The following is an 18,752-nucleotide window of genomic DNA, read 5'->3' as shown; positions in this document are numbered from 1 at the left end:
TCGTTCCCAAAACCTGTGGGAGCGAGCCTGCTCGCGATTGGGCCTTCAAATCCAGTGAAGGATCAAAGGCTGATCAACCCTCATCTCCCTCATCGTCATCCCCACCATCGACCTTCATCCCCAATTCCTTGATCTTGCGGGTCAAGGTATTGCGGCCCCAGCCCAGCAGCACGGCGGCGTCGCGGCGGCGGCCGGCGGTGTGCTTGAGGGCGGTCTCGATCATGATGCGTTCGAAGCTCGGCACGGCGCTGTCCAGCAGGCTCGATTGGCCGCGGGCCAACGCCTGGTCGGCCCACTGGCGCAGGGCCTGTTCCCAATTGGTCACCGGCGCCGAATCTTGTGGCAGGCTCAACAGCTCGGGTGGCAGGTCGCTGATATGCACTTCGCGCCCCGAAGCCATTACCGTGATCCAGCGGCAAGTGTTCTCCAATTGGCGCACGTTGCCGGGCCATGGCAGGTTCTTGAGGTATTCCTCGGTTTCGCTCTTGAGCAGCTTGGGCTCCACGGCCAGTTCCTGAGCGGCACGGCCCAGGAAATGCCGGGCCAGGGTCGGGATGTCTTCGCGGCGGTCGGCCAGGCGCGGTATGTGGATGCGGATCACGTTCAGGCGATGGAACAAGTCTTCCCGGAATTTACCGGCGTGGACCAGGGTTTCCAGGTTCTGGTGGGTCGCGGCGATGATCCGCACATCCACTTTGACCGGCGTATGGCCGCCTACGCGATAGAACTCACCGTCCGCCAATACCCGAAGCAGGCGGGTCTGGGTGTCGGCCGGCATGTCGCCGATTTCGTCAAGGAACAAGGTGCCGCCATCGGCCTGTTCGAAGCGTCCGCGTCGAAGGTTGGCCGCGCCGGTAAACGCACCTTTTTCATGGCCGAACAGCTCGGATTCCATCAGATCCTTGGGAATCGCCGCCATGTTCAAAGCAATGAATGGCGACGCCGCCCGGGGACTGTGACGGTGGAGGGCATGGGCAACCAATTCCTTGCCAGTGCCCGACTCGCCGTTGATCAGCACGGTGATGTTGGAATGGCTCAGGCGGCCGATGGCGCGAAACACTTCCTGCATCGCCGGCGCTTCGCCGATGATTTCCGGGGTGCGGGCCAGGGCTGGCACTTCTTCCAGGCCTTGTTGTTCCTGGGCATGCTGGTTGGCGCGCTTGACCAGGGACACGGCTTCGTCGACGTCGAACGGCTTGGGCAGGTATTCGAACGCACCGCCCTGGTAGGACGCGACGGCGCTGTCCAGGTCGGAATGAGCGGTCATGATGATCACCGGCAGCCGCGGATGCTGCTCGCGAATCCTCGCCAGCAGGTCCAGGCCACTGGCGCCGGGCATGCGGATGTCGGAGATGATGACGTCCGGCTGCTGACGGGCCAGGCGGCTCATCACCCCATCGGCGCTGTCGAAGCTCTGGGTGGTCATGCCTTCCTGTTGCAAGGCTTTTTCCAGGACCCAGCGGATAGAACGGTCGTCATCGACGATCCACACGGTTTCACTACGGCTCATGTCGATGTGGCTCCTTGTTCCAGTGGCAGGAAGATCGAGAAAGTGGTGTGGCCAGGGTGGCTTTCACATTCGATCAAGCCCTGATGCTGACTGATGATGTTCTGGGTGATGGACAGCCCCAGCCCGGTACCGTCCGGGCGGCCGCTGACCATGGGAAAGAAGATGGTTTCCTGCAGCTCGGCAGGGATCCCCGGGCCGTTGTCGATGATTTCGATCTTGGTCACCAGGCGATGACGCACATGGCCGATGGTGAACTGGCGCATGGCGCGGGTGCGAAGGCTGATGCGGCCCAGGCGCAGCTCGTTCTGGCTGCTGATGGCCTGCATGGCGTTGCGCACGATGTTCAGCACGGCCTGGATCATCTGCTCGCGGTCGATCAGGACGTCGGGGATGCTCGGGTCGTAGTCGCGCACCAACGTGATGCAGCCCTGGCTTTCCGCTTCGACCAGGCTGCTGACGCGCTCCAGCACTTCGTGGACGTTGCACATCGCCAGGGACGGAAGCTTGTTCGAGCCGAGCATGCGGTCCACCAGGTTCCGCAGGCGGTCGGCTTCTTCGATGATGACGTTGGTGTAGTCCTTGAGGCTTTCTTCCGGCAGCTCACGCGCGAGCAACTGCGCCGCGCCACGTATGCCGCCAAGCGGATTCTTGATCTCGTGGGCGAGGCCGCGCACCAGCATCTTGCTGGTTTCCTGCTTGGACAATTGCGCCTCTTCCTTGGTGATGCGCAGCAGGCGATCACGGGGATGGACTTCCAGCAACAGGAGGGTGGCGTGGTTGTTCAGGATAGGCGTTACCGCGTAGTCGACGGTCAGGGTCTGCCCGGTCAGGGCGGTAAGCATGGCTTCGCGCTTGGTGAATGGGTGGGCCTGCTCGACGGCCTGGCGCAGGGAGTTGAGCGCTTCGGCGGATTCGGTAAACAGTTCGCTGATGAACTGCCCATGGCTGCGCTGGCCACTGACAGCCAAGAGCATCTCCGCCGCCGGGTTCATGTACTCAAGGCGCAGTTCGGCGTCGAGCAGGATGGTCGCGGTGGTGAGATTGTCGAGCAGCAAGCGGTGTAGTGCGTCGCTAATGGTCATCAGGACCTCTTTTAAAGCGTAGCAATTGGAGGCAAGCCCTCAAATTGCGCGCGCGATTAATGCGCTGATACCAGGAAAATGCAAAAACCAAACCAAGGCTCCGAAAAGAAGCGTTTAAAGCCTCAATCAGCCTTTGTGCGCTCGTTTACGCGGCGTTCTGCCAGCGCTTTCGGGTAGTTTCGAACCAAAATGGGTTGGGATCTGGGTAGGGCGTGCGGAGCCTGCACCAATATGGTGCTCCATCTCCAGGGGCATTAGAAGAACGGCAGGATGCTGCTTTCTTCTTCCTTGGGCTTGTCGGCGAGCGGGCATTCGGGACGTTGGCCGTAATCGGCCTTTGTACAAGGTTTGACGCGGCGCTTCTGTGCCAGGGACATGCGCTGCATGTGGAAGGGTTGGTTGGCGGTGCGTTCGACGATGCGGTCTTGCTCATCGAGGATTTCAACCGCCAGTTGATGGCTGCCACGGTCGATATTCTTCAACGCGAATACCGGGCTGGGCCCTGCGGCGCCGGTGGGTTTGCCATCCAGCAGCAGGCGGTAGCGATGGCCTTTCTGCAGGCCGGGTTCGCTGGTAGCGGTGACGATCAACTCCCCGGCGGTGCTGCGTATCGTGGCGTCCGGTTCGGGAATCAGCAGCCGGAGCATCTCGTAACGAAACAATGGTTCGGGTCGCGGTTCCTCCGGTGGCGCCGTTGAGGTTGTACCCGGGGGCGGCGCCTGCATCCGGTTGCCCGGTGATAGCTGCAGTTTCTTGGCATTGCCGGGGCGGGGCTGGTCGGTGAAGACACGATTGCCCTGGGCGTCGATGTAGGTATAGACCTGCGCCAGGCCCGGCGATGCGCTCAACAGCAGGGCTGCGGCGAGTAACCAGCGGCTCAAGGAACGTGTACCCGCTGCACGGTGAAGGTGACGGTTTCGCTCTGCTGCACCAGGCGCTCGCCGTCGATGACCTGGACTGCGAGGCTGTGCTCGCCGCGATCGATGTTCATCAATTGCAGTCGTGGCACATTGCTAGGCTGGCCATAGGGCTGGCCGTCCAGCAGCAACCTGAACAGATGGGGGCTTTGCAGGCGCGGTTGTGTCCGAACGCCGACGGTGAAGGTGCCATTGTTGGCGCGCAGGGCCTCATCGGTGGGAATGTCGGTCAGTTCCAGCAGGTCGTAGGCGTTGCGCGGCGCGTCGTTGTTTTGCGCAGGTGCGGGCGTTTCCGGGGTGGTCGGAGCCTGGGTTTCAACGCTGTTGAGCGGCGGCAACTCCACCGCCTGGGCCGGCACGCCGTCGGGCGGCTGGTTGCTGTAGGCGGTGTTGCCGTTGGCGTCGGTGTATTTGTAGATCTGCGCGGCGGCGGGCAGCGTCAGCAGCAACAAAAAGAAGATTGAGAAACCACGACCCATGGAAAAATTGACCGAAAACAAGAGGTGATAGTTGCAGCATAGGTCACGGTGGGCGGTTGGCCAAAGTGTTGCGCCCAGCCCAGAGCCCGCCTCATCGCGAGCAAGCTCGCTCCCACAGGGAAAGGGGGTGTGGCCTCAGGGTTTTGTGGATATACACAGTCCGCCGGTTGCCCGGATCAGGGCCAGCCGGTGCACCGGGTGCTGTTTGTTGTGGTGGGTGGCCTGGGCCAGCCATTGCGGGCACTGTGGATCGGTGCGGTAGGGCGCGAAGTCGGCCAGTTGTTGCAGCAGGCGTTTTTGCAGGCGGTCGAGTTTAGGGCGGATCTCGCCTACCAGGTCCGGGCGCGGCAGGTCTGGCGCCTTGCCGTCCAGGGCCCAGTCGGACAAGTTGATGTATTGGACCAGTTTGTTGGCTTCTATCTGGGCGGCGAAAAACGCCTCCACCGTCTCGCCGTTCAGCTTGTAGGTGGGCGCCTGGGCCACGGCGGCGGCAATGACTTCGCGCTCGCGCGGACGGTCCTCTACGGGTTTGCCACTGTCCTATTTGCTCAATGCCACTTGATCTGCGATCAGCAGGCGTTCGCCGATGGCATTGAGCAACGGCGTCAGGGCGTCGGGGGCGTTGCTGGCCTCGGCTGTGGAACACAGCAGTGCGGCAGACAGGGCGAGGCAAATCTTCAAGCGGGAAGTCATTGGCGATCTCGTCTTGTAAGGGAAGCGGCGCACCATCATGCACGCATCCTGCGCCCATAAAAAAGGCCTCCCGAAGGAGGCCTCTCTTTAGTTCACGCCGTGCGTGGCGGCGCTTACTGGATCAGCAGCTGTAGTACAGCTCGTATTCCAGTGGGTGTACGAAGGTGCGAACCTTGATTTCTTCTTCGCTTTTCAGTGCGATGTAAGCGTCGATGAAGTCATCGCTGAATACGCCGCCCTTGGTCAGGAACGCACGGCCCTTGTCCAGCTCTTCCAGGGCTTCTTTCAGGCTGCCACAAACCTGTGGGATTTCCTTGGCCTCTTCAGGCGGCAGGTCATACAGGTTTTTGTCAGCGGCATCGCCAGGGTGGATCTTGTTCTGGATACCGTCCAGGCCGGCCATCATCAGTGCAGCGAAGGCCAGGTATGGGTTGGCAGCCGGATCCGGGAAGCGCGCTTCGATACGGCGGGCTTTCGGGCTGTTAACGTAAGGGATACGGATCGAGGCGGAACGGTTGCGAGCCGAGTAGGCCAGCATGACCGGGGCTTCGAAGCCTGGTACCAGACGCTTGTAGGAGTTGGTCGACGGGTTGGTGAAGCCGTTCAGGGCCTTACCGTGCTTGATGATGCCACCGATGAAGTACAGGGCAGTGTCCGACAGACCGGCATAACCTTCGCCAGCGAAGGTGTTCTTGCCGTCCTTGGAGATCGACATGTGCACGTGCATGCCCGAACCGTTGTCGCCGTACAGAGGCTTCGGCATGAAGGTCGCGGTGCGGCCGTAGGCGTCGGCAACGTTGTGTACGCAGTACTTCAGGGTCTGGACTTCGTCAGCCTTCTTCACCAGTGTGTTGAATTTCACACCGATTTCGTTCTGGCCGGCAGTTGCCACTTCGTGGTGGTGAACTTCGACGGTCTGGCCCATTTCTTCCAGTGCGTTGCACATGGAGGTACGGATTTCGTGGTCGAAGTCGAACGGTGGAACCGGGAAGTAGCCGCCTTTGATACCTGGACGGTGGCCTTTGTTGCCGCCTTCCACGTCCTGGTCGGACATCCACGAACCTTGTTCGGAGAAGATCTTGAACATGGAGCCGGAGATATCGGACTTGAACTTGACCGAGTCAAAGATGAAGAACTCAGGCTCTGGACCGAAGAAAGCGGTGTCGCCGATACCGGTGGACTTCAGGTATTCCTCGGCGCGGTGGGCAATGGCGCGTGGGTCGCGGTCATAGCCTTGCATGGTCGAAGGTTCGATGATGTCGCAGACCAGGATCAGGGTCGGCTCTTCGGTGAACGGGTCCAGGACGGCGGTTTCGTCGTCCGGCATCAGGATCATGTCGGAGGCTTCGATGCCTTTCCAGCCGGAGATGGAAGAACCGTCGAACATCTTGCCGATTTCGAAGAATTCGTCGTCCAGCGCATCACGGGCCGGCATGGTCACGTGATGTTGAGTGCCTTTGGTGTCAGTGAAGCGCAGATCAATCCACTTGACGTCATGATCTTTGATGAGTTGAACCGACTTCGACATATGTCCTCCGGGTGGCTTCGGGCGGGTAGTGGAGTGCCCTTAGATATGGGTGATGCCGGCGCGAATACTCTGCCAAGGCAACCTGCCTCACAAGGGAGCAAATTGCATGCCAGTGCCCCACCATGGGTTTTTTGCACCAAATCCACGCTTTTACAGGCGCAAATCAAAGATTGTCAGACAATAACGCACTGCAATGTGGCGCCGTCATTCGATAATGACCCGTTTTGGTGCATGAAAAACCATCTGCACATAAACTGGTTAAACCTTGAGCAATTTCCGCTATAATCCGCGCCCCCCTTTTTCGGCTGGCCGTTCGCGCGCTGTTTTCATGAAACTAATCGTAAAAGTCTTCCCCGAGATCACCATCAAGAGCCGCCCGGTACGGATGCGTTTCATCCGCCAGTTGGCCAAGAACATCCGTGCCGTGCTCCGTGACCTGGACCCGGCCGTGGTGGTGAACGGCGTGTGGGACAACCTCGAACTGGAAACCCGCGTCAGCGAACCCAAGCTGCTGAAGGAAATGACCGAGCGCCTGAGCTGCATGCCGGGCATCGCGCATTTCCTGCAAGTTGACGAGTACCCGCTGGGGGACTTCGACGATATCCTTGCCAAGTGCATGCTCCATTATGGTGATGCACTGGCCGGCAAGATCTTTTCGGTCCGCTGCAAGCGCGCCGGCAAGCACCCGTTCAGTTCCATGGACGTGGAACGTTATGTCGGCAGCCAATTGCGCCGGCAGTGCGGCGCCGCCGGGATCTCGCTGAAAGACCCGCAAGTTGAAGTGCGCATCGAAATTCGCGACCAGCGGTTGTTCGTGATCCACAGCCAGCACGACAGCATCGGCGGTTACCCGTTGGGGTCACTGGAGCAAACGCTGGTGCTGATGTCCGGTGGCTTCGATTCCACCGTCGCCGCTTACCAGATCATGCGTCGCGGCCTGATGAGCCATTTCTGCTTCTTCAACCTCGGCGGGCGCGCCCATGAGCTGGGCGTGATGGAAGTGGCGCACTTCATCTGGAAGAAGTACGGCAGCTCCCAGCGCGTGTTATTTGTGAGCGTGCCGTTCGAAGAAGTCCTGGGCGAGATTCTCGGCAAAGTCGATAACAGTCATATGGGCGTCATTTTGAAGCGTATGATGTTGCGTGCCGCGACGAGCATCGCCGACCGCCTGCACATCGACGCGCTGGTGACCGGCGAGGCGATTTCCCAGGTATCGAGCCAGACGCTGCCGAACCTGTCGGTGATCGACTGCGTGACCGAGAAACTCGTGCTGCGCCCGCTGATCGCCAGCCACAAGCAGGACATCATCGACACGGCGAACGAGATCGGCACCGCCGATTTCGCCCGGCACATGCCCGAGTACTGCGGGGTCATCTCGGTCAATCCGAAGACGGCGGCCAAGCGCGGGCGCGTGGAGCACGAAGAGAAAGAATTCGACATGGCGGTACTCGAGCGCGCGATCGAGAACGCCAGGCTGGTACCGATCGATCGGGTCATCGACGAATTGGGCCAGGACATCCAGATTGAAGAAGTCGGCGAAGCGCTGGCCGGTCAGATCATCATCGACATCCGTCACCCGGACGATGCTGAGGACGACCCGCTGAGTATCGCCGGCGTCGAGGTACAAACGATGCCGTTCTATGCAGTGAACGCGCGTTTCAAGGAACTGGACCCTACTCGCCAGTACCTGCTGTATTGCGACAAAGGCGTGATGAGTCGCCTGCATGCTCACCATTTGCTCAGTGAGGGGCATGCCAATGTGCGCGTTTATCGACCGAGCTAAGTGCCCGGGGCTGTTTGCCTGTGGCCTGCGTCACCGGCCCCCCGACGCCGCCGACACGCTGTAACTGTCGGACTCTACTGTAAATCGCTGCCACGACCTGTCAGCACACCGAATCCTCTGATCGAGATACACAAGTGATCGAAAATCTACGCAACATCGCCATCATTGCTCACGTTGACCATGGTAAGACCACCCTGGTAGACAAACTCTTGCGTCAATCCGGCACCCTGGAGCGCAACGAGCTCAACGACGAGCGCGTGATGGACTCCAACGACCAGGAAAAAGAGCGCGGTATTACCATCCTGGCGAAAAACACCGCCATCAACTGGAACGGCTACCACATCAACATCGTGGACACCCCGGGCCACGCCGACTTCGGTGGCGAAGTAGAGCGCGTGATGTCGATGGTCGACTCCGTGCTGCTGCTGGTTGACGCCCAGGACGGCCCTATGCCGCAAACCCGTTTCGTGACCAAGAAGGCCTTCGAAGCCGGCCTGCGTCCGATCGTGTGCATCAACAAGGTTGACCGTCCAGGCGCGCGTCCGGACTGGGTTCTGGATCAGATCTTCGACCTGTTCGACAACCTGGGCGCCACCGAAGAACAGCTGGACTTCAAAGTCGTCTACGCCTCGGCCCTGAACGGCATTGCCGGTCTGGACCACACCGACATGGCTGAAGACATGACCCCGCTGTACCAGTCGATCGTCGACAACGTACCTGCACCGGCCGTTGACCGTGACGGTCCGTTCCAGATGCAGATCTCGGCACTGGACTACAACAGCTTCCTGGGTGTGATCGGTGTTGGCCGTATCGCCCGTGGTCGCGTCAAGCCGAACACCCCGGTCGTGGCTATCGGCGCAGACGGCAAGCGCCGCAACGGTCGTATCCTGAAGCTGATGGGTCACCATGGCCTGCACCGCGTTGACGTCGAAGAAGCTGCCGCCGGCGACATCGTCTGCATCAGCGGTATGGACTCGCTGTTCATCTCCGACACCCTGTGCCACCCGGACACCGTTGAAGCGATGAAGCCGTTGACCGTCGACGAGCCGACCGTTTCCATGACCTTCCAGGTCAACGACTCGCCATTCTGCGGTAAAGAAGGCAAGTTCGTGACGTCCCGTAACATCAAGGAACGTCTGGACAAAGAGCTGCTGTACAACGTTGCACTGCGCGTTGAAGAAGGCGACTCGGCTGATAAGTTCAAGGTTTCCGGCCGTGGCGAACTGCACCTTTCGGTACTGATCGAAACCATGCGTCGTGAAGGCTTCGAAATGGCTGTAGGCCGTCCGGAAGTGATCATCCGTCTGGTTGACGGTGTGAAGCACGAACCGTTCGAAAACGTCACCATCGACCTGCCGGAAGAATCCCAGGGCAAGGTGATGGAAGAGATGGGCCTGCGTAAGGGCGACCTGACCAACATGGTGCCGGATGGCAAAGGCCGTGTACGTCTGGAATACAACATCCCTGCTCGCGGTCTGATCGGTTTCCGTAACCAGTTCCTGACCCTGACCAACGGTGCTGGCATCCTGACCTCGATCTTCGACCGTTACGACGTGATGAAGTCGGGCGACATGTCCGGCCGTCAGAATGGCGTTCTGGTTTCGGTTGAAACCGGTAAGGCACTGACCTACTCCCTGGAAACCCTCCAGGCGCGTGGCAAGCTGTTCGTCGAGCACGGCCAGGAAATCTACGGCGGCCAGATCGTTGGTCTGAACAGCCGTGACAACGACCTGGGCGTGAACCCTACCAAGGGCAAGAAGCTCGACAACATGCGTGCTTCGGGTAAAGACGAAACCATCGCCCTGGTTCCACCTGTTCGCTTCACTCTGGAACAGGCCCTGGAATTCATCCAGGATGACGAGCTGTGCGAAGTGACGCCTAAGTCGATCCGCCTGCGCAAGAAGATCCTGGACGAAAGCGAGCGTACTCGCGCCGCCAAGAAAGCCAAGGCCTGATTTAGCCCAGGCTGAATGAAAAACGCCCCCGGTTGTGAGACCGGGGGCGTTTTTTTTGTGCCTGGGATTTATGTGGCGCCTTCCAGGGACCCTTCGCGAGCAAGCTCGCTCCCACAGGGGAGCTCTATTCGGCGCAAATTTTGCGTCAGGCACAGATTCCTTGTGGGAGCGAGCTTGCTCGCGATAGCGGTAGGCCAGTCACCGCTAAACCATCAGTCGATCAAAACCGATCCAACGTCCGAGGATTGCGCTCGCGCTCCACTTCCTTGGGCTTGTACGCGCAATAACCCGGCCGTGGCCCGACCCGTGGATGGTTGCGGCAGGTGTCCGGGCGCTTCTCGTAGATGGTGCACAGCCGGCTCTTTCGGTCCAGGTACAGGCAATCGTTGTTGCTCATGCGTTGCAACGTGAAGATTTCCGATTTCTGGTTGTAGCGCTCGACGATCCCTTCCTTTTGCAGGCGCTTGGCGATGTTCTTCGGCGGGTCGCCCAGTTCGAACTCATCGACGATGCCAATCCGGATCAGATCCTTGATCTTCACCTCCACCGGCAGCGTGCAGCAGCTCGACACGCAGGAACCGCACATCGGGGCGGAGTACTTGGCCCAGGTATCGAGTCGGTCGATCTCCGCGGCGGCGATCAGGTTGGGCTTCATCATCGGTGTGTACCAGCATGCATCAGGGCGCGCGATCATACCGGGACTGGTGAAATTTTGAACGACCATCTGCCGGTTTTTTTTGCGTCCCGACAAAACCCGCCCTTACCGGCACGGCCCCTGCATTCATTCGTCCATCGGCAATTCCTTGGCGACGATTCTCCGGCGCCGACGGAAAAACCACCGAACCAAGAGCCTTTACCGTCTGTCAGACCGACTAGGCTCAGACAATTCCATGCTCGTTCGAGGTCTCATCAATGACTCAAGAACCACTTGTTCGCGAAGCTGAGGTTGCGGCATTTCGCGACGCTGTGTTGACCAAACTCACTTATGCCGTCGGCAAGGATCCCGATCATGCGTTTGATCACGATTGGTTCGAAGCCATCGCCCTTGCCGCCCGCGACCACATGGTCGAACACTGGATGGACCACACGCGGCAGATCTACCGCAAGGGCCAGAAGCGTGTCTATTACCTCTCCCTGGAATTCCTCATCGGCCGCCTGCTCTACGACAGCCTGAGCAACCTCGGCCTGCTGGACACCGCCCGCGAAGCGCTGACCGAGCTGGGTGTCGACCTGGAACGCATTCGCCTGCTGGAGCCCGACGCGGCCCTGGGCAACGGCGGCCTTGGCCGTCTGGCGGCGTGCTTCATGGAAAGCATGTCGACACTGGGTATCGCCGGTCATGGCTACGGTATTCGTTACGAACACGGCTTGTTCCGCCAGGCGATTGTCGATGGCTGGCAACAGGAGCAGACCGAGCACTGGCTGGATTTCGGCAACCCCTGGGAGTTCGAGCGGCCTGAAGTCGTCTACCCAATCGGCTTTGGCGGCAGCGTCGAAACCGTCACCGACGAAACCGGCAAGACTCGCCAGGTGTGGTCCCCGGCCGAAACCGTGCGGGCCATCGCCTATGACACGCCGGTGGTCGGCTGGCGTGGCGCCAGCGTCAACACCTTGCGCTTGTGGCGCGCCCGGGCCATGGAAGAGCTGCACCTGGAGCGCTTCAATGCCGGCGACCACCTCGGCGCCGTAGCCGAAGTGGCCCGGGCCGAAAGTATTTCCCGCGTGCTGTATCCGGCCGACAGCACCGAGGCCGGCCAGGAGCTGCGCCTGCGCCAGGAGTACTTCTTTGTCGCCGCTTCGCTGCAGGACTTGCTGCGTCGTCATCGCAACATGCACACCTCGGTGCTGACCCTGGGCGATCACGCGGCGATCCAGCTCAACGACACGCACCCGTCCATTGCCGTGGCCGAGCTGATGCGCCAATTGGTGGACGTCTACGATGTGGCGTGGGACGCGGCCTGGCAGATCACCCAGGACACACTGTCCTACACCAACCACACGTTGCTGCCTGAGGCCCTGGAAACCTGGCCGGTAGGGTTGATGGAGCGCATGCTGCCTCGGCACATGCAGATCATCTACCTGATCAACGCCCAGCACATCGATTCGCTGCGGGCCAAGGGCGTGCATGATTTCGACGTGCTGCGCTCGGTGTCGCTGATCGAGGAAGACAACGGTCGCCGGGTGCGCATGGGCAACCTGGCGTTCCTCGGCTCCCACAGCGTCAACGGCGTGTCCGGGTTGCACACCCAGTTGATGCGCAGCACGGTGTTCTCCGAGCTGCACAAGCTCTATCCAGAGCGAATCAACAACAAGACGAACGGCATCACTTTCCGCCGCTGGCTGTTCCAGGCCAACGCCGAATTGACCTCGATGATGGTCGACGCGCTGGGGCCTGGCGTGCTCGACAACCCCGAGGAACGGCTGATCGAGCTGGAACCGTTCGCCGACAAGCCGGCGTTCCGCAAGCAGTTCGCCGAGCAGCGGCTGCACAGCAAGAAAGCCTTGGCCTACTTGATTCACGAGCGCCTAGGCATCGCCGTCAACCCGGCGGCGATGTTCGACGTGCAGGTCAAGCGCATCCACGAGTACAAACGCCAGTTGCTCAACCTGCTGCACACCGTGGCGCTGTACCAGGCGATTCGTGCCGAGCCGGAAGTGGACTGGGTACCGCGGGTGAAGATCTTCGCCGGCAAGGCCGCCGCCAGTTACCACCAGGCCAAGCTGATCATCAAGCTGACCAACGACATCGCCCGGGTGGTGAACAACGACCCGACCGTGCGCGGTCTGCTCAAAGTGGTTTTCCTGCCCAATTACAACGTCAGCCTGGCCGAAAGCATCATTCCGGCGGCGGACTTGTCGGAGCAGATTTCCACCGCCGGTTTCGAGGCGTCGGGCACCAGTAATATGAAGTTCGGCCTCAACGGCGCGCTGACCATCGGCACCATGGATGGCGCTAACGTGGAGATGCACGAGCGCGTCGGCGATGAGCACATGTTCATCTTCGGCCTGACCGCCGAGCAGGTGGAAGCGCGCAAGCGCAACGGTGAGTTCAGCGCCGCGCCGGACATCGCCGCCTCCCATCGCCTCAACGATGTGTTGCAGGCGATTCGGGGCGGGGTGTTTTCCCCGGACGATCCGATGCGCTACACCGGATTGGTGGATTCGCTGGTGGACTACGACCGCTTCCTGGTTTGCGCCGATTTCGATGCCTACTGGAACGCCCAGGTGAAGGTCGAAGAGAAGTGGCACGACTCCAAGCAATGGTGGCGCTCGGCGGTGCTCAACACCGCGCGCATGGGCTGGTTCTCCTCGGACCGGACCATTCGCGAATACGCCACCGATATCTGGAAAGCGCTGGAATAACGCATGCGAGAAATGTGAGCGAAGCCCAACGACGGTTGGGCTTCGTCGATATACTAAGCGCCTGATTCGCCGGGTTGTGAAGCCGGATTCAGTACTGGAAACGCCAATGATCCACTGTGGGAGCGAGCTTGCTCGCGATAGCGGCATGTCAGGCAAGATCACTGTCGCCTGAAACGACGCCATCGCGAGCAAGCTCGCTCCCACAGGGTTTTGGGGTTTCCACTAGACTGATCCAGGCACCGAATCCTCCCGGTCATGCCCGCTACGGGCCGCTTAGGGATATCGACCATATGCAATGGATTTTGACACTGTTGGGCCTGGCACTCGGCTGGGTGGTGGACGAGTCGTTCGCCGATGCGCTGATAGGCGCGTTGGTCGGGCTCGGCATCGCCCAGTCGTTTCGACTGGGGCGCTTGGGTATCCAGGCGGCCAAGCAGCAGATCCTGTTGCAAGAGGCCCAGCAGAGTCTGCTCACCTTGGAAGCGCGGCTGGCGGTGCTCGAACGCGGCAAGGCCGCCCAGCCGAGTGACCCGGCGCCGGCGGCCGAGGCCGTCGCGCCCCAGGCTCCAAAACCCGAGACCCGCACCGAGCCGGAGCTGGTCTGGGAACTGCCGCCAGACCTCGAACCCATCTCAGTCATGAGCACCCAGGCCAACCAGCCGTTGCCTGATGAAATCTGGAGCCCTGCGCCGGCCGCTTCCAGCCGTCCCTCCAATCGTGACTTTGCGCCGTTGCCCCTTGAATCGACGTCGCCTGCGCCTGCGGTTCCCCGTGGCCCGAATCTGTTCGATCGCGCCATCACCGCCGCGCGCAACTGGCTGTTCGGCGGTAATACCGTGTTGCGGGTCGGGGTGGTGTTGTTGTTCCTCGGTCTGGCATTCCTGCTGCGCTACGCCACCGAAGGCATGGTGGTGCCGATCGAATTGCGCTATGCCGGCGTCGCGGCCAGCGCGCTGGGCCTGTTGGGCCTGGGCTGGTGGTTGCGCCAACGTAACAACAGTTATGCATTGATGCTCCAAGGCACGGGCATTGCGGTGCTGTACCTGACCGTGTTTGCCGCCATGCGCCTGCATCCATTGCTCGATTCCAAGGCAGCGCTGGCCTTGCTGGTGGCGGTCACGGTGTTCTCGGCGATCCTGGCGGTCACCCAGAATGCCATGGGCCTGGCGGCGGCCGCGGCGCTGGGCGGGTTTGCCGCGCCGATCCTCACCTCCACCGGTAGTGGCAACCACGTCGGGCTGTTCAGCTATTTCATCCTGCTCAACGCCGGCATCCTCGCGATTGCCTGGTTCAAAGCCTGGCGCCTACTCAACCTGATTGGCTTTGTTGGTACTTTCGGCATTGGTTTCGCCTGGGGTTTGCGTTCCTATACGCCGGAATTGTTGTGGAGCACCGAACCGTTCCTCATTGTGTTTTTTCTGATGTATTTGGTGATCGGCTTGCTGTTCACCCGGCGCAAGCTGATGGAAATGAGCGATGGACCCGACGATGACAGCCGCGATGCGATGTTGCGCTGGTCGGCCCGCAAGGGTGACTACGTCGATGGCAGCATGCTGTTCGGCCCTCCGTTGGTAGGCTTCGGTTTGCAGTTCGCGTTGGTCCAGCACCTGGAATTCGCCGCAGCGTTCAGTGCTTTGGCCCTGGGCATGATCTACATGGGTCTGGCCCGCGTATTGATGGGCGGTCGCGCCGTGTTGCTGGCTGAAACCTGCCTCGCCCTGGGCGTGATTTTCAGCAGTCTGGCGATTCCGCTCGGCCTCGATGCCCGTTGGACTGCCGCGGCATGGGCGGTGGAGGGCGCCGGCATCTTCTGGCTGGGCCTGCGCCAACAACGGCCCTTCGCGCGAGTCTTTGCCCTGTTGCTGCAATTGGGTTCGGCGCTGGCCTTCGTCAGCGAATTGCATTCAGGTGAAGGCAGCCTGCTGGAAGGTTCGTGGCTGGGTGCGTTGATGCTCGGTGGTGCCTTGCTGTTCAGCTTCTATCAGTTGCGCAAGGCAGAGCCTGACCATATCGCGAGCTGGGAGCGCCAGGGCCAACCCGTGCTGGCGGTGCTGGGCCTAGGCTTCCTTTATTTGCTGGCTCCGCTGTTCTTCTCCACCCACGGCACCGCCATCGCCTGGGCATTGGCCGGCCTGGCGACGCTGTTCGTTGGCCTGCGCCTGCAATCACGTAGCTTCTTGTTCACGGCGTTCGCCGTGCAACTGCTGGGCGGTGCGTTGTTCCTGGTGCGCCTGCAAGGTGCGGACGGGGATTCGACAGCCGTGTTCAGCGCTGGCTGGAGCGGTTTGCTCAGTGCTTCGCTGATTGGCCTGGCATTGATCGGCGGCATGCTGCTGGCGGCGCGCGACGACATGGTGCGCAACGATGTGCGGTTGCTGCGTGGCTTGTCGGTGGTGTTGCTGGCGGGACTGGTGCTGATCAATCTCGCGGTGCTCTTCGTCCTGCCTTGGCAAACGGCGAGCGGCGTGTGGGCGGCCAGCGGCCTGTTGATCATCTGGTTGAGCCTGTACCTGAAGCAGCGGGTGAGTTTTGTCTTTGGCTTGCTGCTGCAATTGCTGGGCGGTGCGGCGTTCCTCACTGCGGGGCCGGCGCTGTTGGGGGCGCTCGATGCCGAGGATCTTCGTCCGCTGGCCCACAGCGGTTTCTGGACACCATTGGTTCTGGGACTGGCGGCGCTGGTGGGTGCATGGCGGCTGCAACGGGCGCATTCGGCGAAGGAGCTCGACGCCTTGAGTTTGCGGCGCCTGTCCGAGCTGTTACTGATTTGGGGTGCCGGTTGGTGGGCGCTGGCATGGGTCAGCGAAGTGCTGCGCTTTGCCCCGGCCAACCTGCAAGGCAGCTTGTTGCTGATGGTGGCGGCGGCCAGCGTGGCGGTGTGGAGCGTCTTGTCGCTGCGTTTGAAATGGCCGGCGCTGGGGCCGTTGGGCACCTTGCTGATCCCGGCGGCGGGCTGTGTGCTGGTGGCGACCGGGCACAGCCGTTACCACCCGGCGGCGGATTTCGGTTGGCTGGCCTGGCTTGCGGTGTTCGCCGTGCATTTCATGTCCTTGAAACGGCTCGCGCCGATACTGCCGGCCCAGGCGCGCAGTACAGCTCATGTGCTCGGCTGCTGGCTGCTGATGACGGTGTTGATGCTGGAGCTGCGTTACGGCCTGCTGTTGCTGTCTGAGCAATACAACGCCTGGCGCTGGTTGGCCTGGGCGATCCTGCCGAGCCTTTACCTGGTGCTGGTGTCAACGCCGCGCACCTTGCCCTGGCCGGTATCGGCTCAACCGCGCGAATACCGCGTCTACGCGGCGGCACCGATGGCGCTGTTGATGCTCGGTTGGTTCTGGCTGACCAACACCTTCAGTGACGGCAACTCTGAGCCACTGCCCTATGTGCCGTTGCTCAATCCCTTGGAGCTTGGCCTGCTGTTCGCCTTGTTCGGTATTTACGTGTGGGCCCTCAACGCCGTGGAGCAGTCGACAAACCGTTGGAGTCGCGTCGGGCATATCGCTCAGTTGACCGCCGGTGTGTCGCTGTTTGCGTTCTTCACTGCCGTGGTGATGCGCTGTGCGCACCAGTGGATGGGGGTTGCGTACGAACTGGATGCGTTGCTTGAATCCATGTTCGTGCAGGCCGGTCTGTCCATCGTCTGGACCTTGATTGCCTTGGGCCTGATGATCGGCGGTCACCTGCGCCATCGCCGTGAGGTGTGGCTGATCGGCGCCGCGTTGATTGCTGTCGTCGTGGCCAAGCTGTTCTTCGTCGAATTGAGTAACCGTGGCGGTCTGGCGCGGATCGTGTCGTTTATCGGCGTGGGCGTGTTGTTGCTGGTGGTCGGCTATTTTGCGCCGCTGCCACCGAAACGTCCGGAGCCGGCCGCCGATGCCGAGCCGCCGATGCCTGTCAGTGAGGGAGTGTCGTCTTGAGTCGCAAGTTGAGTCGAATCGGGTTGGGCGTGGTCGGGCTGTGGGCAGCCTTGTCGGCGACGGCGCAGGAGCAACCGCAGGATTTTGCCCATCAGGTGCCGTTGGCCTTGAGCGGCGAGGGGCCGTGGTATCGCTTGCCGTTACCGTTGGACGTCCAGTTGCAGGCGCGGCAAACCGACCTCAGTGACCTGCGGGTCTTCAACGCCGCCGGGCAGGCCCAGGCCTATGCGTTGTTGCGCGAGTCGGCTCAGAGCCGGGAGAATCGCACCCTCACCGATGTGAAGTGGTTCCCGTTGTACAACGCCGCGGACGACAGCGAGCGCGCGCCCAGCGTGCGGGTGCAATCGAACGCCAACGGCACGTTGGTGCAAGTGCAGCCGTCCAGCCGACTCGAAGCGGGGGAAGAAGAACTGCGCGGCTGGCTGCTCGATGCCAGCGCAATCAAGGCACCGTTGCAGCAGTTGATTCTCGACTGGACCAGCGAGCGCGACGGCTTCCAGCGCTTCACCATCGAAGCCAGCGATGACTTGCAGCATTGGCAGGCCTGGGGGGAAGGGCAGGTCGCCCGGCTGACATTTGCCGATGAGCGGGTCGAGCAGCACGAAGTGAACCTGCCCGGGCAATCGGCGCGGTACTTGCGGTTGCTGTGGGATTCTCCGTCCTCGGCGCCGGTGCTGACCTCAGCCCAACTGCAAAGCGCCAGCCGCGAAAGCCTGCCGCTGCCGTTGGTCTGGTCGCAACCGCTTGCCGGCAACACGACGAAGGCCGGTGAATACACATGGCAGTTGCCGATGGGGCTGGACATCGAGCAGGTGCAGGTGGAGCTCAGCCAGGCCAACAGCCTGGCGCCGGTGACCCTGGCCGGTCGCCGTGAAAGCAGCCATCCGTGGCAGCCGATGGGCGGTGGCTTGCTCTATCGCCTGACCCAGAACGGTCAGGACGTGCAGCAAAACCAGCTGCAGTTGTCCGGCCAGACCGTTCAACAATTGAAGCTGACGGTGGATGAGCGCGGTGGCGGTCTGGGCACCGAAGCGCCTGCGCTGCGTTTTGCCGTGCGGGCGACCCAGGTGGTGTTCCTGGCACGGGGCGAAGGGCCATACCAACTGGCACTGGGCAGCGCGACGGTAAAGGCGGCCAACTTGCCGTTGACCACGCTGATTCCGGATTACAAACCGTCACGCCTGGCGGCGCTGGGTGCGGCGAAGGTGAACGGAACCACTACGTCGACGCCAACGGTTGAAGCGGTGCCTGCGGTCGTTGACACCAACTGGAAGAAAATGGGCTTGTGGGCGGTGTTGCTGCTGAGCGTGCTGTTCCTCGCGGCGATGGCGTTCAGCCTGTTGCGCAAGCCGCCGGTCAAGAACTGAGGTGTGTTCATCGTCGGATCGCCGCCCGGAGCAAGCTCGCTCCCACAATAGACCGCATTCGTTAGAGCAACTCGGTCAACTTGTGGAAGCGAGCTTGGTCGCGATGGCGCCTTGTCAATCAACATAAATACCCAAGCGGGCCCCACCCCGTGAACTCAATC

At 61.3% G+C, this 18,752-nt stretch carries 11 protein-coding genes and 1 pseudogene; 5 read left to right on the top strand and 7 right to left on the bottom strand.

Annotated elements, in window-relative coordinates; all coding sequences use genetic code 11:
• Nucleotides 1-73: 73 nt before the first annotated feature.
• The 6 genes and pseudogenes from ntrC to glnA form a co-directional block, all read right to left on the bottom strand.
• Nucleotides 74-1,510 carry a nitrogen regulation protein NR(I) gene (gene ntrC, locus J3P81_RS23195; protein WP_420766328.1) on the bottom strand — a complete coding sequence of 479 codons (1,437 nt, stop codon included), beginning with the start codon at nucleotides 1,508-1,510 and terminating at the stop codon, nucleotides 74-76.
• On the bottom strand, nucleotides 1,507-2,592 hold the full coding sequence (glnL, locus tag J3P81_RS23190) for a nitrogen regulation protein NR(II) (RefSeq protein ID WP_420766327.1): 1,086 nt from the start codon (nucleotides 2,590-2,592) through the stop codon (nucleotides 1,507-1,509). The genes ntrC and glnL overlap by 4 nt, the downstream gene beginning before the upstream one ends.
• A 254-nt stretch (nucleotides 2,593-2,846) precedes the next feature.
• Entirely contained in the window at nucleotides 2,847-3,473 is a 627-nt protein-coding gene (locus J3P81_RS23185; protein WP_420766326.1) for a DUF4124 domain-containing protein, read from the bottom strand.
• Nucleotides 3,470-3,988, bottom strand: a complete 519-nt coding sequence (locus J3P81_RS23180; protein WP_420766502.1) for a DUF4124 domain-containing protein — start codon at nucleotides 3,986-3,988, stop codon at nucleotides 3,470-3,472. Before J3P81_RS23180 ends, J3P81_RS23185 begins: the two co-directional genes overlap by 4 nt.
• Nucleotides 3,989-4,123: 135 nt before the next feature.
• A pseudogene (locus tag J3P81_RS23175) lies at nucleotides 4,124-4,681 on the bottom strand (chorismate mutase).
• Nucleotides 4,682-4,802: 121 nt separating this feature from the next.
• The gene (gene glnA / locus J3P81_RS23170) at nucleotides 4,803-6,209 is read right to left on the bottom strand and encodes a type I glutamate--ammonia ligase (RefSeq protein WP_014336114.1); all 1,407 of its coding nucleotides are present in this window, start codon (nucleotides 6,207-6,209) and stop codon (nucleotides 4,803-4,805) included.
• Nucleotides 6,210-6,537: 328 nt separating this feature from the next.
• Between glnA and thiI the strand changes: the two genes are divergently transcribed.
• On the top strand, nucleotides 6,538-7,992 hold the full coding sequence (gene thiI, locus J3P81_RS23165; protein WP_420766324.1) for a tRNA uracil 4-sulfurtransferase ThiI: 1,455 nt from the start codon (nucleotides 6,538-6,540) through the stop codon (nucleotides 7,990-7,992).
• Nucleotides 7,993-8,126: 134 nt separating this feature from the next.
• The gene (gene typA / locus J3P81_RS23160) at nucleotides 8,127-9,947 is read left to right on the top strand and encodes a translational GTPase TypA (RefSeq protein ID WP_420766323.1); all 1,821 of its coding nucleotides are present in this window, start codon (nucleotides 8,127-8,129) and stop codon (nucleotides 9,945-9,947) included.
• 220 nt (nucleotides 9,948-10,167) lie between these two features.
• On the opposite strand, the gene J3P81_RS23155 is transcribed toward typA, so the two are convergent.
• Nucleotides 10,168-10,605, bottom strand: coding sequence for a YkgJ family cysteine cluster protein (locus J3P81_RS23155; protein WP_024778075.1), 438 nt, complete (start codon nucleotides 10,603-10,605; stop codon nucleotides 10,168-10,170).
• Between the two features lie 254 nt (nucleotides 10,606-10,859).
• Between J3P81_RS23155 and J3P81_RS23150 the strand changes: the two genes are divergently transcribed.
• The 3 genes from J3P81_RS23150 to J3P81_RS23140 all read left to right on the top strand — a co-directional run bounded on the left by J3P81_RS23150 (nucleotide 10,860) and on the right by J3P81_RS23140 (nucleotide 18,591).
• Nucleotides 10,860-13,310 carry a glycogen/starch/alpha-glucan phosphorylase gene (locus tag J3P81_RS23150; RefSeq protein ID WP_434561124.1) on the top strand — a complete coding sequence of 817 codons (2,451 nt, stop codon included), beginning with the start codon at nucleotides 10,860-10,862 and terminating at the stop codon, nucleotides 13,308-13,310.
• Nucleotides 13,311-13,600: 290 nt separating this feature from the next.
• A complete protein-coding gene (locus J3P81_RS23145; protein ID WP_434561122.1) occupies nucleotides 13,601-17,224 on the top strand; it encodes a DUF2339 domain-containing protein in 3,624 nt (1,207 codons plus the stop codon).
• Nucleotides 17,221-18,591, top strand: a complete 1,371-nt coding sequence (locus J3P81_RS23140; RefSeq protein WP_434561120.1) for a DUF3999 domain-containing protein — start codon at nucleotides 17,221-17,223, stop codon at nucleotides 18,589-18,591. The genes J3P81_RS23145 and J3P81_RS23140 overlap by 4 nt, the downstream gene beginning before the upstream one ends.
• Nucleotides 18,592-18,752 lie beyond the last annotated feature (161 nt).

Source organism: Pseudomonas sp. R1-6, assembly GCF_051132115.1.
Classification (GTDB): domain Bacteria; phylum Pseudomonadota; class Gammaproteobacteria; order Pseudomonadales; family Pseudomonadaceae; genus Aquipseudomonas.
The sequence above is the reverse complement of the archived record's forward strand: the minus strand, read 5'-3'. Positions and strand labels throughout refer to the sequence as shown.